This is a genomic window from Flavobacterium sp. K77 (assembly GCF_021608205.1).
Taxonomy (GTDB): Bacteria; Bacteroidota; Bacteroidia; order Flavobacteriales; family Flavobacteriaceae; genus Flavobacterium; species Flavobacterium turcicum.
This window is the reverse complement of sequence record NZ_JAKIHO010000001.1, coordinates 189,039-206,698: the sequence shown is the minus strand read 5'-3', so window position 1 is coordinate 206,698 and position 17,660 is coordinate 189,039. Positions and strand designations below refer to the sequence as shown.

The following is a 17,660-nucleotide window of genomic DNA, read 5'->3' as shown; positions in this document are numbered from 1 at the left end:
AAAGTTTGGTTGTATACTGTGAGTACCATTTTAGTGCTTGTATTAATTTCTGTATTTGGTTTACAAACTGAAAAGAAAAATAAACAAATCGAATATAAAAATATCAACACTAAAGTCAGAAAAATTTTAAAAGTAAATAACAGTTCTAATGCCGCAAGACCATCAGTTGTTTTTTTAGGATCATCTTTAATAGGTCATGCCTTATATAACCTAAACGCAATTGATGAAAAATTTGAATTAAAGCAAACAAAAGCAAGTCCAAAAATTTGCTCCATAGCAATTAATGCTCTAGACAATGAAAAAATTAACAAATTAAAACTTTTTGAAGAATTAGTAAATCATCCACCAGATTATCTATTTATTGAGATCAATCACATCTTGGTTGATGGTGAAGAAACTGAGTTAACCTTGAAGTATCTAAAAATTGCTATTAATAATTTATTTTTTTTTGTCAAAAATACAATTGGATTGGCTCCAGAAAAGACAATAAATTTCTTTAAAATCACACCCGAAAACGCTTTATTCCATGATCAGTTTAACATTGAAGATTATAAACAATTATTACAAAAAAAGCGTTCTATTAGATTATTTAATGAAAATAAAATTTTAAACGAGGCTTGTTCAACGTTACAGCTTAAAAAGACAAAAATTATTTTTATAGATCTTCCTCGTGCTCCTCAATTAGAACAAATCTGGTTAAGTTCTACTCAAAAAAAAGCTTGGATCGAAGTACTAAAAAAATACCAAAGAACCTATAAAATAGACTTCTGGAAGTATCCTAATCTATTGAATAATTCTGACTTTGTTGATGGTGGCCATTTAAATTACAAAGGCGCAAAAAAATACCAAGATTGGCTAATTACTCAATTTAAATTATTACCATGACCTTAGTCTATCATTTGTTTTGCTTTGCTATTCCTATGGTTATTTTATCATGGATTTTGCCAAAAAAATATGTTTTACAATCGCAAATTATTTGTACTGGATTATTTATTCTTTATGAGTCTCCATTATCTTTTGCTTTGTTGACATTTGTCACGATAGGAAATTTTTACCTTCTACATCACACAAAACTAAAACAAACCTTCAAAATAGGGATTAGCTTACTGTTTTTGGCGCTATTGCTATTGACAATAAAAATAACTATTGCTTTAGAACAAAATTGGGTTGTGCCTTTGGGAATTTCTTATTACACGTTTCGAAATATTCATTACACTTTAGAATTTTTTAAAGATAAAGTTAAAAACCCAAACCTATTGTTCTACTTGAGCTATAATTTTTTTCTACCTGTATTTATTGTTGGTCCAATAAACCGCTATGCTGATTTTGTGAAGGATTGGCAAAGAAGACGCTTTAATCAAGACTACTTTTCTGATGGATTACAACGCATATTGTATGGCTTGTCTAAAATTGTTATTCTAGGAAATTATTTATTTACGTTTAAGGCAAACCTTTTTATCAAAAATTTAGATCCAAGTGACATTTGGCTACAAAATTACTTAGAAACTATTCGTTTTGTTTTGAATGCTTACTTTCAGTTTGCTGGGTACTCTGATATTGCAATAGGTCTTAGTTTATTGATGGGTTACCGGATAACTGAAAATTTTAATTATCCATTTTTAACAACAAACATGCGCGATTTCTGGACAAAGTACCACATGTCGTTATCGTCTTTTTGCAAAGATTATATCTACACTCCTATTAGTTCATACTACAGAAAACCACTGCTAGGCGTGGGGATTACGATGATTGTAATTGCAATGTGGCATGAAATTTCAATTCGTTACTTGATTTGGGGAATTTTGCAGGCAATAGCCATTTCTGTAGGTTCCTTTTTTCAACAAATACCAAAAAACTTAGTAAGCACTTTTTTAGGACGGCTGTTTGTACTTCATTTTTTTGCTTGTAGTGGCATCATTATCAGTCATGAATCGCTAGCAAGTGCAATTGAAACTTACAAAATTTTATTTCTAATTTCATAACCATGTATTCTTTTTTAAAAAAATACTTCCATAAAAACACAGCCTTAATTCTAATCGTAATATGGTATACCATATTAATAATCTATCTTCTAAGATTACTTTTGGCTGATCTTGGAGAAGGACAATTTCGTTATATTGGCTGGTAACTTTAACTACATAAAAAAAATGTCTACTTCTTCAACAACACTTTAAAGATGTTGATCAAGAAGTAGACATTAATTTTATTAAAAAGAATTATTTAAAAACGTTATTCTCTTTTTTAATATCAGCCATTAAACTGCTTGGGTCAATGGTAATACTTTTTATAGATGATTTTGCTTTAGGAAGATTCAACTCGTAAGTTGGGTATGCCCAAGCCCAATCAGAAAGTACGGTTCTTTTAATTGCTGGATACGGATTTTCTTTTTCAAAACTCATCATGCGCAACGGCACATAAAAAGTTTCTACTGTTCCATCTGTATATTCTACAAGCAAATCAATTGGCATTGGCATTCTACCAATTCTTTCTAAAACTACTTTGGTTTGACCTGCATTTTCAGTTACTTCTTTAATTCCGTAATCAATTGTGTTGGTTGTTTGTGTCCAATCTGTTAAATACCAATCTAAGTTAGCACCTGAAACTCTTTCGGCAGTTCTTTTAATATCATTCGGTGTAGGATGCTTGAATTTGAAATCGCTGTAGTATTTTTTCAAAGTCTTCATCAAATTGTCTTTCCCAATCAAATAAACTAATTGTGTCAAGAAAAGTTCTCCTTTACTGTACGAACTAATACTGTACACTCTGTTTTCATCAAAACGATCGGCGTGTGTTCCTTGAGGCAATTCTTTTCCTGAATTAACCATTGAAAAATATCCTGCATAACCTCCCGAAAAAGGATTTTGTGCTTTTTTCTCTGCAAGTTCATTCATTCCTAAATCTTCTAAGAACGATGTAAATCCTTCGTCCATCCAGCCGTGTTTAGATTCGTTGGAAGCCAATACGTGTTGGAACCAAGAGTGCGCCATTTCGTGAGCTGTTACGCCCAACAATCCTTCAAATTTTCCTTGACCCAAAATCAAAGTACACATGGCATACTCCATTCCGCCATCGCCACCTTGAATTACCGAATATTGTTTGTACGGATAATCGCCCACGGTTTTGTTGTAAAACTCCATCAATTTTACAGTTAACGGCTGTAAATTTTTCCAGTTTTCAATGTATTGCGGATTGTTTTTGTACAAAAAGTGAATATCAACACCATTTGGACCTTTAGCAATATCATGAATATAGTTTTTGTCAGCTGCCCAAGTAAAGTCGTGAACCATTGGTGCTTTAAAATGCCATGTTAGTGTTTTAGCTTTTTTAGGAATGGTAACCACTGTGCCTTGATCTTGGTATCCGTGACCAATTTCATTTGGATTTTGCAAGTAACCTGTTCCACCTAAAACATAGTTTTTATCGATAGTAATTTTTACATCAAAGTCGCCCCAAACTCCGTGAAATTCTCTTGCTATATAAGGATCAGCGTGCCAACCTTCAAAATCAAATTCGGCCAATTTAGGATACCATTGCGCCATTGACAATTCAACTCCTTCAGCATTATTTCGTCCTGAACGACGAATTTGTACCGGAACTTGTCCGTCAAAATCTAGTGTAAATGTAGTTTTAGAATTCGGTAAAATAGGCTTTGCCAAAGTTACTTCGAGTATGGTTCCCACCTCTTTTGCAGCAGCGGCAACACCATCTTGTTTGAAATTCGTTACGTGTAAAAACCCAATTTCGTTAGGTTTCAAATTTTTAATGCGACTTTCTTTTACTTCTTTGTCACCTACTTTTACTTTAGAGACCATTCTGCCATCAGGATCTTTGATGTTTTGAATGCGCGCATCCATTTCGCTTCCTGGCTGAAAAGCGTTGTTGAATAAATGGTAATACACTTTTCTTAACGTATCCGAAGAATTGTTAGTATACACCAGCTCTTGCGCTCCTTTGTACTTATAGGTAGCTACATCGAGTGCAACTTCCATTTTGTAGTTTGCATGTTGCTGCCAATACGCATTACTTTGTGCCCAAACACTACCAAAACCAGTAGTTAAAAGAGCGCATAAAAATAGTTTTTTCATAAGTGGTTAAAATAAAAAATGGAAGGACGATTTGTCCTTCCATAAAATTAAGTTTTTATTAGTTATTTTGACATTTTCTCAGCCATCAATAATGCGTTGTAAGCATTTACAATTTTACCTGATTGTGATAGTGTGCTAAACGAACGTTTGTCTGTTGGTTTTCCGCCTACAATTACTTCGGTAGTTATTGCAACTCCTGAATCCATCAAGATTTGTTTTACTTGTTTGGCTGATAATTTTGGATAGTATGAACGAATCAATGCTGCAACTCCTGCTGTGTTTGGCGCTGCCATTGAAGTTCCTTGTAAATATTGGTATTCGTTATTTGGAGTGGTTGCATAAATTTTTACTCCTGGTGCAAAAACGTCTACATTTAATTTACCAATGTTAGAAAAACGAGCGACTACTTTTTCTCCGTACTCATAATTCAATGCTCCAATTGTAATTACGTTTGAAGCAAACTCTTTTACTTTATCATCAGAATCGTTCGGGAAATTTTCGGCAAAGTCAATATCTTTCGCATCGTTTCCGGCTGCGTGTACAAAAAGCACGTCTTTTTTCTCTGCATATTTGATCGCGTCATACACCCACTGCTTGTGAGGTGAAAAAGCCTTACCAAAACTTCCGTTGATTACTTTCGCGCCATTGTCTACCGCATAGCGAATTCCTAATGCAATATCTTTATCGTACTCATCTCCGTCTGGCACGGCACGAACTGTTAAAATTTGAACATTATTAGCCACACCATCTCCACCTAAATTGTTCCCTCTAACTTGAGCCACAATCCCGGCAACGTGTGTACCATGCAAAATTTCGTTTTTATCTGGACCCATTACGTTGTTGTTTCCGTACTTGGTATCCGTAATATCGTTTGGATTGTCACCAACCACTTTACGATAATCTGTTTTCAGGTTGTCGCCATTAATAAGTGCATCTTGAGCATCTTTTTGTTTTTGAACTGCAACTTTCAACTCGGCAACTGGTAAACCATAACCCAACATTTGTTGCATTGTAGTTTTGCTTTTTAGTAAATCAGCATCTTGAGTTGTAATTGCTTTTACCTCTTCTGCGGTATAAACAGCTTTACCTAAATGCTTCGCAATTGCAGCATCACTTGTGGTTAATGTGCTAATCATTTGCTCCGATCGTGCTTTGATGGTAGCTGCTTCGGCCACTTTTTTATCATTTACTGCTTTGGCTTCTTGAAATGTTTTTTCGTCTACCAAAGTTTTATCTCTAATGATTCTTTCGTATTCAACATTTTCTTTGGTAATATCACCCAAGAAATTCCAACCGTGAATATCATCAACGTAACCATTTTTATCATCGTCAATACCGTTTCCTGCAATTTCCTTAGCATTGGTCCACAAAACCGATTTTAAATCTTCGTGCTCGATATCAACACCTGAGTCCACAATACCTACAATTACTGGTACTCCTTTTTTACCTTTTAATAATTCAGCGTAAGCTTTATCAACACTCATTCCAGGAATGGTGTCGCTTACGATATCAAGGTGACTCCAACGTTTCAATTCATTTTCGGTTAAAGCCGCTTTCTTCTGTATATTTAACGGTGCCGAAATTGGAGCTAAATTAGCTGTCGCAGTACTCGAAACTTGTTTTGCAGCACCACATCCTACTAAAGCAAGCATGGCAAAAGCAGAAATGTAGATAGGTTTGATGGTATTCATGGATATTTACTTTTAAAAATTTTATAAAATATTGGTCTAAAATAATTGATTTTGTTACACAAATAAAAGGATTAACACTACGTTAAGATTTCATCGCATCTGTAAACTTGTTGTAGTCGAACTCCTTTTTCAGTTTGTGCTACAATAACTATTTCATTGTGGGCATCATGCTCTAAAAACAAATAGTATTCTTGGTTTGCGGCTGAAGTCAATAATTTAGTTTTTTCTGGCATGGTAAGTAGTGGCCTTGTATCATAACCCATAACGTAAGGTATGGGAATGTGCCCGGCTGTAGCCAATAAATCAGCGCAAAAAACGATGGTTTTACCTTTATATTGAATGTGTGGAATCATCTGTTTTTCGGTATGTCCATCTACAAAAAAGATTCCAAATCCTAATTCAGATTTTTCAAGAAAATCACCTTCGGGTCTTTGTATAAAATGCAATTGACCGCTTTCTTGCATGGGCAAAATATTTTCAGATAGGAACGAAGCTTTCTCCCTCGGGTTAGGTTTTGTAGCCCATTCCCAATGATTTTCGTTGGTCCAAAACTTAGCATTTTTAAAGGCTGGTTCATATCCCGTTTTGTCTTTATTCCATTGTACACTTCCTCCACAATGGTCAAAATGCAAATGCGTCATAAATACATCCGTAATATCGTCGCGGTGAAAACCGTATTTTGCCAGAGATTTATCTAATGAATGAGAACCCCATAAAGAATAGTATCCGAAAAATTTATCAGATTGTTTGTTTCCCATTCCGGTGTCTATCAAAATCAAGCGGTTTTCCTCTTCAATTAATAAACAACGTGCCGCAATATCAATTAGGTTATTGGCATCAGCAGGATTGGTTTTGTTCCAGATGGTTTTGGGAACCACGCCAAACATAGCACCGCCATCTAATTTAAAATTACCGGTTTCAATTGGATATAGTTTCATAATGTATCAAAATTGTATGCTCTAAAATTAAGCATATTTATTGATACCGACCTAAAAGTGTGTAAAAACAAATTGCACCCAAACCAATACACAATTGATTTGCAATGATTTAAGTGCAATTTGACTTGAGATTATTTTTTTAATTGTTGAAATAACTGTTGCAGCTTTTTATTTGCCTCAACTTGGTGCGGAGTAGATTTAACCAACTGTCTAGTGGTTGCAATGCGCTGCTTTGTAACAGGATGCGAACTCAAAAACTCCGGAACGATAGAATCACCTTCGTCTTGAAGTCTTTTAAATAAATTCAACATTCCGTTAGGATTTACTTTATTTTTAACAACAATAGCAAAACCTTCACGATCAGCTTCTTGTTCGAACTCACGAGAAAACGACAATGATTGAAAACTATTTACGTTATCGCCTATGGTAGCCATTATTCCGTTGGCATCACCTAAAATTGCTGAGATAAACAAGTAACCAGACAAGTTGCGACAAAGCATTTTCATCGAATGGCGATTGTTAACGTGCGCGGCTTCGTGGCCTAAAAGTGCAACTAACTCATCGTAATTTTGCATCTTGTCTATAATTTCGGAATATACCACAATTGTACCATCAGGCAAAGCAAAAGCGTTTACAATATCCTCTTCAACAAATATGAATTTCAATTTCTTTTTATTGTTGAGTTGTAACTCTTTTGCGAAAGCGTTTAAGACTTTGGATTTATCCGAAGCTACATCTGAGAACAGCAAATTATCGCTGATAAACGTTCCGCTCATGGTATCATCAAAACTCTCAGGAATTAGCGCTACTGATTTTTCTCCCACCCACGGAATGGCGTAAACATAGGTCAGACCAATTAAACCCAAAATCACGAGTGCCAAAACAAGATGAAATTTCATGCCCGATGCCAGCATTTTTTCATACCAACCTACTTGATTGTTTTCTTTACGAAATTTTAAAATAGCAGCTGCAAATGTGGAGTCTGTAATTTTTAAAATTGCGATGCCATCCGGTTGCTGTTTTTGCAATTGCAGGGTTGTACCCACGTTTTCAAAACTCAGTTCACCCAGCAACCAGCGCCCTACTGTAGCTGTTTCGGTTTGAAACTGTAGAACACCATTTAATGTGTTCAAAACAATAGTTACTGCTTGCGGGGCGGCTGACTTGCCATCAAAATAAATTCCTGCGGCTTCTTGGTTCATATTTTTAAACGATAAAATCCATATCTAAAAAGTCACTAACGTCTTCGCCGGTAGCATCTTTATAGTTTTCTTCGGTTTGGTGTAATGTATTCAAATCAATATTACCGTCTAATTGAATGTGGTCAAAAATAAATTTCATAGTACGCGTTACTACCCAAGAGTAACCCAATCCTAATGTAAACACAATTAGCAACATATTAATTACGATCAAGCCAATAAAATCAGCACCACTAGCAGTCGATGTAAACTCGATGCGTTTGTCATCTTTGTGTAATGACAAATTGTTCACATAGTATTCAAAAATTTCTTTTTGCCACCAGAAGGAGTAAATTCCGAAAGTAAAAATTGTCAAAAAATATCCTTTGATATTCATCAATAAATAATCGCCACCATCACCATCGTAATTCATCTCGGCATCACCAAAACGAATATTGCCGATAACATACCTGCGTAAATTCATTTGAAACCATGAACCGTAAATACCCAAAGTAATAATGGTAAAGAAAACCCACTTAAAAAAAAGTTTAACTAATTCTGCTTGATCACCTCGGTAACCAAAACGAATTCCTCTCCATGTCGTGCGGGACATTCTGTAACGGTACGATCCGTGAATGGCCAATGGCATAATAGCAAAAATCCCTAAATAAAGAACCAAAATACCAATACCTTGATGACCTAAGTAGGTAAGTGCACCCAATATTCCAAACAAAATAAAAAAGACTAATAAAGCTTTTAAAAATCCTTTGAACATCTCCTTACCAGTACCATGAAAAGCAAAGGCATCATCATTTAAAGTGGTTTGACCGAATAAAAATTGTAGCGTTTTGGCCTTAGCCCACGGATAATAAAGTCCTAAAGTAACGATAGTTAAGAGCCAATTGACAATTACGATACCGAAAAAAGTTTCCCCTTTTCCTTTAAAATCGAGTTGATAATGCATTTTGCTTGGTACATTTTCTTCCATAAATAGTTTTTTTGGTTTGTTTGTAAGTTATAAAGCGTTAAAAGTAATATAATAAAATTAAAATGCGCAAATAACTAAATTCTATTTTTGCATTAGTTATAATAATGTTATCAATTATGGAAAAAGTATTTTAAACACTATCTTTGCGTTTAATTTAGACAAAATCAATATAAACATGATAAAGGTATCTGACACTGCCAAAAAGAAAATTATCGACTTAATGCAAGACGATGGTTTTAATGCTGCTACAGATTATGTACGAGTAGGTGTAAAAAGCGGCGGCTGCTCTGGATTGTCATATGATTTAAAATTTGACAAAAACAAAGGAGACGATGATAAAATATTCATTGACAACGACATAACTATAGCGGTTGAGAAAAAATCATTCCTTTACCTAGCAGGAACTATTTTAGAGTTTTCTGGTGGATTAAACGGAAAAGGTTTTGTATTTAACAATCCGAATGCAACAAGAACTTGCGGTTGTGGCGAGAGTTTCTCTCTTTAATTTAAAGATTGAAAAATTAAAAGATTAATGAAAGCATGACAAAATCATTTGAAGAATTTGATGTTCATAAGAAAGGTGTTGTCTTGACCAAATTAATTTTTGAATTATTAAACAATAAATCTTTAGAAAAAGAATTTGGTTTTAAAGACCAAATAAAAAGAGCTGTAGTTTCAATTACAAATAATATTGCCGAAGGTTCAGAATACAATAGTAATAGACAATTTACAAGATATTTAAAAATCTCCAAAGGCAGTTGTGCGGAGGTTAGAAATATGTTGATATTAGCAAGAGAGTTAGGGTTTTGCAATCAAGAGGAGATTCAAATAGGTTATAATTTAACAATTGAAATTTCTCAAAACCTTTCTAATTTTATTAAATATTTAGACACAAATAATAAAGGTTAATGTTCAATTTTGAATCTTTAAATCTTTAAATCTTTAAATCAAAATGAGTAAATACACAGAAGACGATTTAAAAATCGAACTCGAAAATAAAGAATACGAATACGGATTTTACACCGAGCTGGAAGCTGAGACGTTTCCTATTGGTTTAAATGAAGATATTGTTCGTGCCATTTCACTTAAAAAAGAAGAACCACAATGGATGACCGATTGGCGCCTTGAGGCTTTTCGTGCTTGGGAGCAAATGGTAGAACCAGAATGGGCTAACGTACATTATGAAAAACCAGATTTCCAAGCAATATCATACTATTCTGCACCAAAAGCAGTTGATCCTAATAAAACTTTAGATGATGTAGATCCGGAACTTTTAGAAATGTACAAAAAGTTAGGTATCTCTGTTGATGAGCAAAAAATGATGAATAATGTGGCCATGGATATCGTAGTTGACTCGGTATCGGTAGCTACAACATTCAAGAAAACTTTAGGCGAAAAAGGAATTATTTTCATGAGTATTTCTGAAGCCATCAAAGAACATCCAGAATTAGTACGCAAATATTTGGGAACTGTAGTGCCACAAAAAGACAACTTTTACGCTGCCTTGAACTCAGCCGTATTCTCTGATGGATCTTTTTGTTACATCCCAAAAGGAGTGCGTTGCCCAATGGAACTTTCAACTTATTTCCGTATCAATCAAGCCGGTACAGGACAATTTGAAAGAACCTTACTTATTGCCGATGAAGGAAGCTACGTTTCATACCTTGAGGGCTGTACAGCACCAAGTCGTGACGAAAACCAATTACACGCTGCAGTAGTGGAGTTAATTGCACTTGACGATGCCGAAATAAAATATTCAACCGTACAAAACTGGTATCCTGGAAACAAAGAAGGAAAAGGTGGTGTGTATAATTTTGTAACTAAAAGAGGAATTTGCGAGAAAAACGCAAAAATTTCTTGGACACAAGTAGAAACAGGATCAGCTGTAACTTGGAAATACCCATCGGTAGTTTTAAAAGGGGATAATTCAACGGGAGAATTTTATTCGATTGCAGTAACTAATAATTACCAACAAGCCGATACGGGAACTAAAATGGTTCACCTTGGTAAGAACACAAAATCGACTATTATTTCCAAGGGAATTTCTGCTGGTAAATCACAGAATAGTTACCGTGGTTTAGTACGTATTTCACCTAACGCTGATAATGCTCGTAATTTTTCACAATGCGACTCTTTATTAATGGGGAACAAATGTGGAGCACATACATTCCCGTACATCGAAAGTAAAAATCCAACAGCAAAAATTGAACACGAAGCTACGACAAGTAAAATTGGTGAAGACCAAGTTTTTTATTGCAACCAACGTGGTATTCCAACTGAAAAAGCAATTGCATTAATCGTAAACGGTTTCAGTAAAGATGTATTGAATAAGTTGCCAATGGAATTTGCGGTAGAAGCACAAAAATTATTGGAAATTTCTCTTGAAGGTTCGGTGGGATAAAAATTAGACAACCGATAGAAAACTAAATGAATCTTAATACCTTAATGGTTTAAAATAAAATCTAATGTTAAGCATAAAAAATTTACACGCCTCAATAGGCGACAAAGAAATATTAAAAGGAATTAACCTGGAAGTAAAAGCGGGAGAAATTCACGCGATTATGGGACCAAACGGTGCTGGAAAAAGTACCCTTTCGGCAATTATTGCAGGAAACGAAAATTATGAAGTGACCGAAGGACAAATCTTTTTGGATAACGAAGACATTTCAGAATTGGCTCCAGAGGAAAGAGCGCACAAAGGTGTTTTCCTTTCGTTTCAATATCCTGTTGAAATTCCGGGAGTTTCGGTAACTAACTTCATGAGAACAGCTATCAACGAAACACGTAAAGCAAATGGTCAGGAAGAAATGCCTGCCAACGAAATGCTGAAAGTGATTCGTGAAAAATCAGAATTACTAGAAATAGACCGTAAGTTTTTGTCACGTTCTTTAAATGAAGGTTTTTCAGGTGGAGAGAAAAAGCGTAATGAAATTTTTCAAATGGCGATGCTAGAACCAAAATTAGCTATTCTTGACGAAACCGATTCTGGACTAGATATCGATGCTTTGAGAATTGTTGCCAATGGTGTTAACAAACTAAAAAGCGATAAAAATGCTATCGTAGTGATCACACACTACCAAAGATTACTTGATTATATCGTTCCTGATTTTGTTCACGTTTTGTACAACGGAAAAATTGTAAAATCTGGCGGAAAAGAATTGGCCCACGAGCTAGAAGAAAAAGGATACGACTGGATTAAACAAGAACAAGAAGCTTAAAATTTTGTTTGAAGTTTAAAGTTTAAAGTTGCCTCATGATAACTTTAAACTTTTAAACCTTAAACTTTAAACAATATAAAAATGGATTTAAAAGAAAAATTAATATCGTCTTTTATGGCTTTTGAGGAGCGCGTTGATGTTCACACTGAACTACACGACCTGCGTACCGCTGCCCTAAAAAACTTTGAAACCAAAGGTTTCCCAACTAAAAAAGAGGAAGCTTGGAAATATACATCGCTTAACGCAATTCTTAAAAATGACTTTACCGTTTTTCCAAAACAGGAAAACGCTGTACAATATTCTGATGTAAAAAAATACTTTTTACATGAAGTTGATACCTACAAAGTGGTTTTTATTGATGGTGTTTTTAGTTCGCATTTATCAGCTACAACTCACGAAGGAATTGATGTTTGCTTACTGTCTTCTGCCTTGACAAAACCAAAATACAAAACAGTTATTGACGCGTATTTTAATCAAGTTGTCAACAAAGAAGAAACTTTGACTTCATTAAACACGGCTTTCGCCAATGAAGGAGCGTACATCAACATTCCGAAAGGAAAAGTGGCAGACAAACCGATCGAAATCATGTATTTATCGACTGGTAATGAAGCAGCAATGCTAGTACAACCGCGCAACTTGATTGTTGTGGGAGAGAACGCGCAAGTGCAAATCATCGAACGTCACCAAAGTTTGAACGAAAATGCAGTATTAACCAATTCGGTTACTGAGATTTTTGCACAAAAAAGAGCCTTTGTAGATGTTTATAAAATTCAAAACGATAACGAAGCTGCTAATTTAGTTGATAACACATATGTATCTCAGCAAGAAGAAAGCAGTGTTGCTGTAAATACCTTCAGTTTTGGAGGGAACATGACTCGTAATAATCTTAATTTTTACCATTTCGGGGAGCATATCGTAAGCTACTTGAACGGTATTACCATCATTGGCGATAAGCAGCACGTAGACCACTACACCTTGGTACACCACGCCACTCCAAACTGTGAAAGTCATCAAGATTACAAAGGAATATTCACTGATAAATCAACCGGTGTATTCAACGGAAAAATCTTTGTTGAAAAAGAAGCTCAAAAAACAAATGCGTTTCAAAAAAGCAATAATATTTTGTTGAGTGACAAGGCTACCATCAATGCCAAACCGCAACTAGAAATTTTTGCTGATGATGTAAAATGTTCTCATGGTTGCACCATCGGGCAATTAGACGAAACAGCATTGTTCTATATGCAACAACGCGGAATTCCAGTTAAAGAAGCAAAAGCTTTATTGATGTACGCATTCTCTAATGCAGTAATCGAAAGCATTAAAATACCAGAGTTAAAACAACGCATCACCAAAATTATTGCCAACAAACTTGGCGTAAAAATGGGATTTGATTTATAGTTTTAACCACAAGGTTCGCTATAGACAAAGGGCGCAGAGTTTCACAACTTTGCGCCCTTTCTATTTCAATTATTTTTTTACTGCTTTGAGAATGTCTCGTAGCATTCCATTAAAATCAAACTCCGAATTCTCTTTTAAACCCATTCTAACAATCACAATATCCATTGATGGAATGATGGCTACCATTTGGCCTTGAAAACCGCTACAGTAATACATATCCTTTGGAACATCAGGGAAAAATCCTCCAGCGTTTAGCCAAAATTGACCACCGTATCTACCTCCTGAGGTATTTGTAGGTGTTGCGGTGTATTTCACCCAACTTTCATTAAAAATTTGTTCTCCGTTCCAGTTGCCTTGATGTAAATAAAGTAAGCCAAACTTAGACCAATCCCGAGTAGTCGCCCAACCGTAAGATGATCCCACATAATTCCCTGCCATATCGGTTTCGATAACCATAGAATTCATTCCAATTTTATCAATTAAATCCGTGTACCAAAAATCTAAGTATTCTTGATGTGTTTTAAACTGCTTGCGCAAAATTCCAGAAAGTAAATTCGTCGTTCCAGAGGAGTAATTCCAATGGGTATTGGGTTTATGAGCGGCTGGTTTCTCGAGTTGCGCTCGGGTCATATCTTCGGCTTGGAAAAGCATTTTGGTAGCATCACAAATAGAAGCATAATCTTCCACCCATTGCAAACCAGAATTCATGTGGAGCAAGTCACTTGTTGTAATTTTTTTACGTTCGTCATTTGCCCATTCTGCAATAGGAGCTGGAGCATCAATGTCAAATTTTCTTTGCTTTTCTAAAACTCCCAACATGGCGCTCGTGATACTTTTGGTCATAGACCAACCTAAAATTCTACTGTTTTTAGTAAATCCTGTATCGTATTTTTCGGCAATAATTTTGTCTTTATAAATTACTAATAGGGAACGAGTTCTCTTTTTCAATTCTCCTTTCACATCAAAAGCATTGGCTACAGCCGCATTCAATTTGGTATAATCAACGTTAGCAAAAATGGTATCTTTAGGTTCGTTATTTCCGTATGGAAAAGGTAAATTATTGTTCAATTTTGTTCTTTTGGGAACCAAATACGGTTTTGAAACATCAAAATCATCGTTAATTAAAGTAACTCCCAAACCTTCACGGTAAATGGCTTTTCGTTCCTTTAATCCATAAACTGAAGCAGTAGCAAACTTTCCAGCCTCATCAATTTGATTTGTTGCCAAATCGATCAAATCAATATCATTATCGCCAGCTTCAATCATAGCTTGTGATCTACCATCTAGAAAATGACCCGAAGCAATACTTTTGGCTGAAAAACCAGAAATTAAATCGAGCTTTGGATAAGTTGTAAAACCCACATATACAATTCCGATTAGAAGAACAACCGAAGCAATTTTAAATATTTTTTTCATAAACCATTCTTTTGACTGCAATTTATTAAAAACATTTGAATTAGGTTGGTTTAAAAAACGACTGTTTGGCAAATAATTTGGCTATCAAAGCATAACAAGAAAGTATGAAAAACTTGGGTTTCTTAATTTCAAAACGGTTTAATTTCAGTACTTTTGTATCTAGATTTTTTCTACGATAACTATGCTAGACATTCAAAAAATAAGAGCCGATTTTCCGATACTTACTCAAAAAGTAAACGGTAAACCATTAGTCTATTTCGATAACGGAGCTACCACTCAAAAACCACAAGTGGTGATTGATGCGATAGCGAAATACTACCAAGAAATCAACGCTAATATCCATCGCGGTGTACATACCTTGAGTCAATTAGCAACTGACGCTTACGAAGAATCCCGCAAGAAAATTCAAAATCACATCAATGCAAAATTTGCTCACGAAGTACTTTTTACCTCGGGAACTACACACGGCATCAATGCAGTAACGAATGGATTTGCTTCGATTTTAAAACCGGGTGATGAAATTTTAGTTTCGGCATTGGAACACCATAGCAATATTGTGCCTTGGCAAATGTTGTGCGAACGTACAGGAGCAATTTTACGTGTCATTCCTATGAATACGGATGGCGAGTTAATTATGGCAGAATACGATAAATTGTTGTCGGATAAAACTAAGGTCGTAACAGTGAATCATATTTCGAATGCGCTAGGAACGATCAATCCTGTTAAATACATGATTGACAAAGCACACGCAGTAGGCGCTGCAGTTTTGATAGATGGTGCACAAGCTGTTCCGCATTTAAAACCTGATGTACAAGAACTAGATTGTGATTTTTATGTTTTTTCAGGACATAAATTGTGCGGACCAACAGGTACCGGTATTTTATACGGTAAAGAGGAATGGTTGAATAAATTACCGCCGTATCAAGGAGGTGGCGAAATGATCAAAGAAGTGACTTTCGAGAAAACAACTTATGCAGAACTACCTCATAAATTTGAAGCAGGGACGCCTAATATTGCTGGAGGAATTGCATTAGGAACTGCGGTTGATTATATGAACTCGATTGGTTTTGACAACATTCAGCAGCAAGAAAAAGAATTGCTTGAGTATGGAACCCAACAATTATTAACCATTGAAGGTTTGAAAATTTACGGTACTGCCAAAGAAAAAACATCTGTGATTTCATTTAATATTGAAGGAATTCACCCGTACGATATTGGTACCATAATTGACAAATTAGGAATTGCAGTTCGAACAGGACATCATTGTGCACAACCGATCATGAATTTCTTTGAGATTCCTGGCACCATAAGAGCTTCGTTTGCGTTTTACAATACCAAAGAAGAAATTGATAGCCTAGTTGCCGCCGTAAAAAGAGCCCAAAATATGCTTGCTTAACGCTTAAACACAACCTTATGAAAACAGTACTAGCTTTAGTGGCCACCGTGATTCTTGGATCTACATGCAGTAACAAGAAACAATCTGATTTAGAAAACACAGTGATCGAGTACACGGCTAATACGAGAGGTTTTTATCAAAAAATTACCGTTGTCAACCAAGAATTGAGTATAAGTAAAGACAGAAATGAGACTGAAAAACCAACCACAACTCCCATTTCTGATGCAGATTGGAAAGAACTTATAACGGATTTTCAAACTATTGAACTTGACAAAGTGGAAACATTAAAAGCGCCTTCTGAAAAAAGATTTCACGACGGCGCAGCAATGGCAAATCTGAAAATAGTGCACAAAGAAAAGACCTATCAAAGTAAAACATTTGATCATGGTACTCCTCCAAAAGAAATTGAAAAATTAGTAAACAAAATCAATGCTTTAGCTGAGGCAAATTAAACACGAATAAACATGACTATAAAAGATATACAAGAGGAAATAGTAGAAGAATTCTCGATGTTTGATGACTGGATGGATCGTTACGAATACATCATTGAACTGGGAAAAAAACTACCGCTTATCAAAGACGAATACAAAACAGAAGATAACATCATCAAAGGTTGTCAATCAAAAGTATGGTTACAAGGCGAGCAAGCCGACGATAAAATTGTGTTCACTGCCGATAGTGATGCTATTTTAACCAAAGGAATTATTGCCATTTTGATTCGCGCTTTTAGCAATCAAAAAGCCGCCGACATACTAGCTGCCGATATGGATTTTATTGATGAAATTGGCCTGAAAGAACACTTGTCGCCCACTCGAGCTAATGGTTTAGTTTCGATGATAAAAAACATCAAAATGTATGCTTTGGCTTTTGAGGCGAAGAACTAAATTTCCTTTTACCATATAAGACATATAAGGGCATATAAGTTAAAAATGAAAAATTACGTTAAAACTTAAATATCCTGATATTACTTAGATACTATAAAAAATAAAAAAATAAAAACATGACACAAGAAATAGACACTAACGAATTAGGAGAAGCAATCGTAAAAAAATTAAAAACTATTTACGATCCAGAGATTCCTGTAGATATTTACGAACTAGGCTTGATTTATGACGTAATGGTAAACACAGATTACGAAGTAAAAGTTCTTATGACACTTACTTCACCAAATTGTCCCGTTGCAGAAAGCTTACCAAAAGAGGTAGAAGACAAAATTAAATCTATCGAGCATGTAAAAGATGCCGAAGTTGAAATCACTTTTGACCCGCCATGGAGCAAAGATTTGATGAGTGAAGAAGCTAAATTAGAATTGGGGATGTTGTAAAATTTGTTTCAGGTTTAAAGTTAAAGGT

At 35.1% G+C, this 17,660-nt stretch carries 17 protein-coding genes; 11 read left to right on the top strand and 6 right to left on the bottom strand.

Annotation, left to right across the window (positions count from 1 at the left end):
• Window positions 1–18 precede the first annotated feature (18 nt).
• Window positions 19–885 carry a hypothetical protein gene (locus L1S34_RS00940; RefSeq protein WP_236362204.1) on the top strand — a complete coding sequence of 289 codons (867 nt, stop codon included), beginning with the start codon at window positions 19–21 and terminating at the stop codon, window positions 883–885.
• Window positions 882–1,982, top strand: a complete 1,101-nt coding sequence (locus L1S34_RS00935; protein WP_236362202.1) for an MBOAT family O-acyltransferase — start codon at window positions 882–884, stop codon at window positions 1,980–1,982. Before L1S34_RS00940 ends, L1S34_RS00935 begins: the two co-directional genes overlap by 4 nt.
• A gap of 234 nt (window positions 1,983–2,216) precedes the next feature.
• Here the strand turns inward: L1S34_RS00935 and L1S34_RS00930 are convergent, their stop codons facing one another.
• From L1S34_RS00930 to L1S34_RS00910, 5 genes are all read right to left on the bottom strand, one after another.
• Window positions 2,217–4,085, bottom strand: a complete 1,869-nt coding sequence (locus tag L1S34_RS00930) for a M1 family metallopeptidase (RefSeq protein WP_236362200.1) — start codon at window positions 4,083–4,085, stop codon at window positions 2,217–2,219.
• A 62-nt stretch (window positions 4,086–4,147) separates the two neighbouring features.
• On the bottom strand, window positions 4,148–5,776 hold the full coding sequence (locus L1S34_RS00925; RefSeq protein ID WP_236362199.1) for a S8 family peptidase: 1,629 nt from the start codon (window positions 5,774–5,776) through the stop codon (window positions 4,148–4,150).
• A 77-nt stretch (window positions 5,777–5,853) separates the two neighbouring features.
• Entirely contained in the window at window positions 5,854–6,714 is an 861-nt protein-coding gene (locus tag L1S34_RS00920; protein WP_236362197.1) for an MBL fold metallo-hydrolase, read from the bottom strand.
• 131 nt (window positions 6,715–6,845) lie between these two features.
• Entirely contained in the window at window positions 6,846–7,916 is a 1,071-nt protein-coding gene (locus L1S34_RS00915) for a M48 family metallopeptidase (protein ID WP_236362195.1), read from the bottom strand.
• A 4-nt stretch (window positions 7,917–7,920) separates the two neighbouring features.
• Window positions 7,921–8,880 carry a YjgN family protein gene (locus L1S34_RS00910; protein WP_236362193.1) on the bottom strand — a complete coding sequence of 320 codons (960 nt, stop codon included), beginning with the start codon at window positions 8,878–8,880 and terminating at the stop codon, window positions 7,921–7,923.
• 175 nt (window positions 8,881–9,055) lie between these two features.
• On the opposite strand from L1S34_RS00910, the gene L1S34_RS00905 reads away from it, so the two are divergent.
• The 5 genes from L1S34_RS00905 (at window position 9,056) to sufD (ending at window position 13,496) form a co-directional block, all read left to right on the top strand.
• Window positions 9,056–9,385, top strand: a complete 330-nt coding sequence (locus tag L1S34_RS00905) for a HesB/IscA family protein (RefSeq protein WP_166132709.1) — start codon at window positions 9,056–9,058, stop codon at window positions 9,383–9,385.
• Between the two features lie 35 nt (window positions 9,386–9,420).
• Complete coding sequence (locus L1S34_RS00900; protein WP_236362192.1) at window positions 9,421–9,789, top strand: four helix bundle protein; 369 nt, start codon at window positions 9,421–9,423, stop codon at window positions 9,787–9,789.
• Window positions 9,790–9,832: 43 nt separating this feature from the next.
• A complete protein-coding gene (sufB, locus tag L1S34_RS00895) occupies window positions 9,833–11,281 on the top strand; it encodes a Fe-S cluster assembly protein SufB (RefSeq protein ID WP_236362190.1) in 1,449 nt (482 codons plus the stop codon).
• A 64-nt stretch (window positions 11,282–11,345) separates the two neighbouring features.
• Entirely contained in the window at window positions 11,346–12,098 is a 753-nt protein-coding gene (sufC, locus tag L1S34_RS00890) for a Fe-S cluster assembly ATPase SufC (RefSeq protein WP_236362188.1), read from the top strand.
• A gap of 81 nt (window positions 12,099–12,179) precedes the next feature.
• Complete coding sequence (gene sufD / locus L1S34_RS00885) at window positions 12,180–13,496, top strand: Fe-S cluster assembly protein SufD (RefSeq protein ID WP_236362187.1); 1,317 nt, start codon at window positions 12,180–12,182, stop codon at window positions 13,494–13,496.
• Window positions 13,497–13,565: 69 nt separating this feature from the next.
• Here the strand turns inward: sufD and L1S34_RS00880 are convergent, their stop codons facing one another.
• The gene (locus tag L1S34_RS00880; protein ID WP_236362185.1) at window positions 13,566–14,912 is read right to left on the bottom strand and encodes a serine hydrolase domain-containing protein; all 1,347 of its coding nucleotides are present in this window, start codon (window positions 14,910–14,912) and stop codon (window positions 13,566–13,568) included.
• A 181-nt stretch (window positions 14,913–15,093) separates the two neighbouring features.
• Here L1S34_RS00880 and L1S34_RS00875 point away from each other — a divergent pair, with 181 nt between their 5' ends.
• From L1S34_RS00875 to L1S34_RS00860, 4 genes are all read left to right on the top strand, one after another.
• Entirely contained in the window at window positions 15,094–16,308 is a 1,215-nt protein-coding gene (locus L1S34_RS00875; RefSeq protein WP_236362183.1) for an aminotransferase class V-fold PLP-dependent enzyme, read from the top strand.
• 17 nt (window positions 16,309–16,325) lie between these two features.
• Window positions 16,326–16,760: a hypothetical protein gene (locus L1S34_RS00870; protein ID WP_236362181.1), complete on the top strand. Its 435-nt coding sequence runs from the start codon at window positions 16,326–16,328 to the stop codon at window positions 16,758–16,760.
• Window positions 16,761–16,772: 12 nt separating this feature from the next.
• Window positions 16,773–17,192, top strand: a complete 420-nt coding sequence (locus L1S34_RS00865) for a SufE family protein (protein WP_236362179.1) — start codon at window positions 16,773–16,775, stop codon at window positions 17,190–17,192.
• A 116-nt stretch (window positions 17,193–17,308) separates the two neighbouring features.
• On the top strand, window positions 17,309–17,632 hold the full coding sequence (locus L1S34_RS00860) for an SUF system Fe-S cluster assembly protein (RefSeq protein WP_086455167.1): 324 nt from the start codon (window positions 17,309–17,311) through the stop codon (window positions 17,630–17,632).
• The last annotated feature ends 28 nt before the right edge of the window (window positions 17,633–17,660 follow it).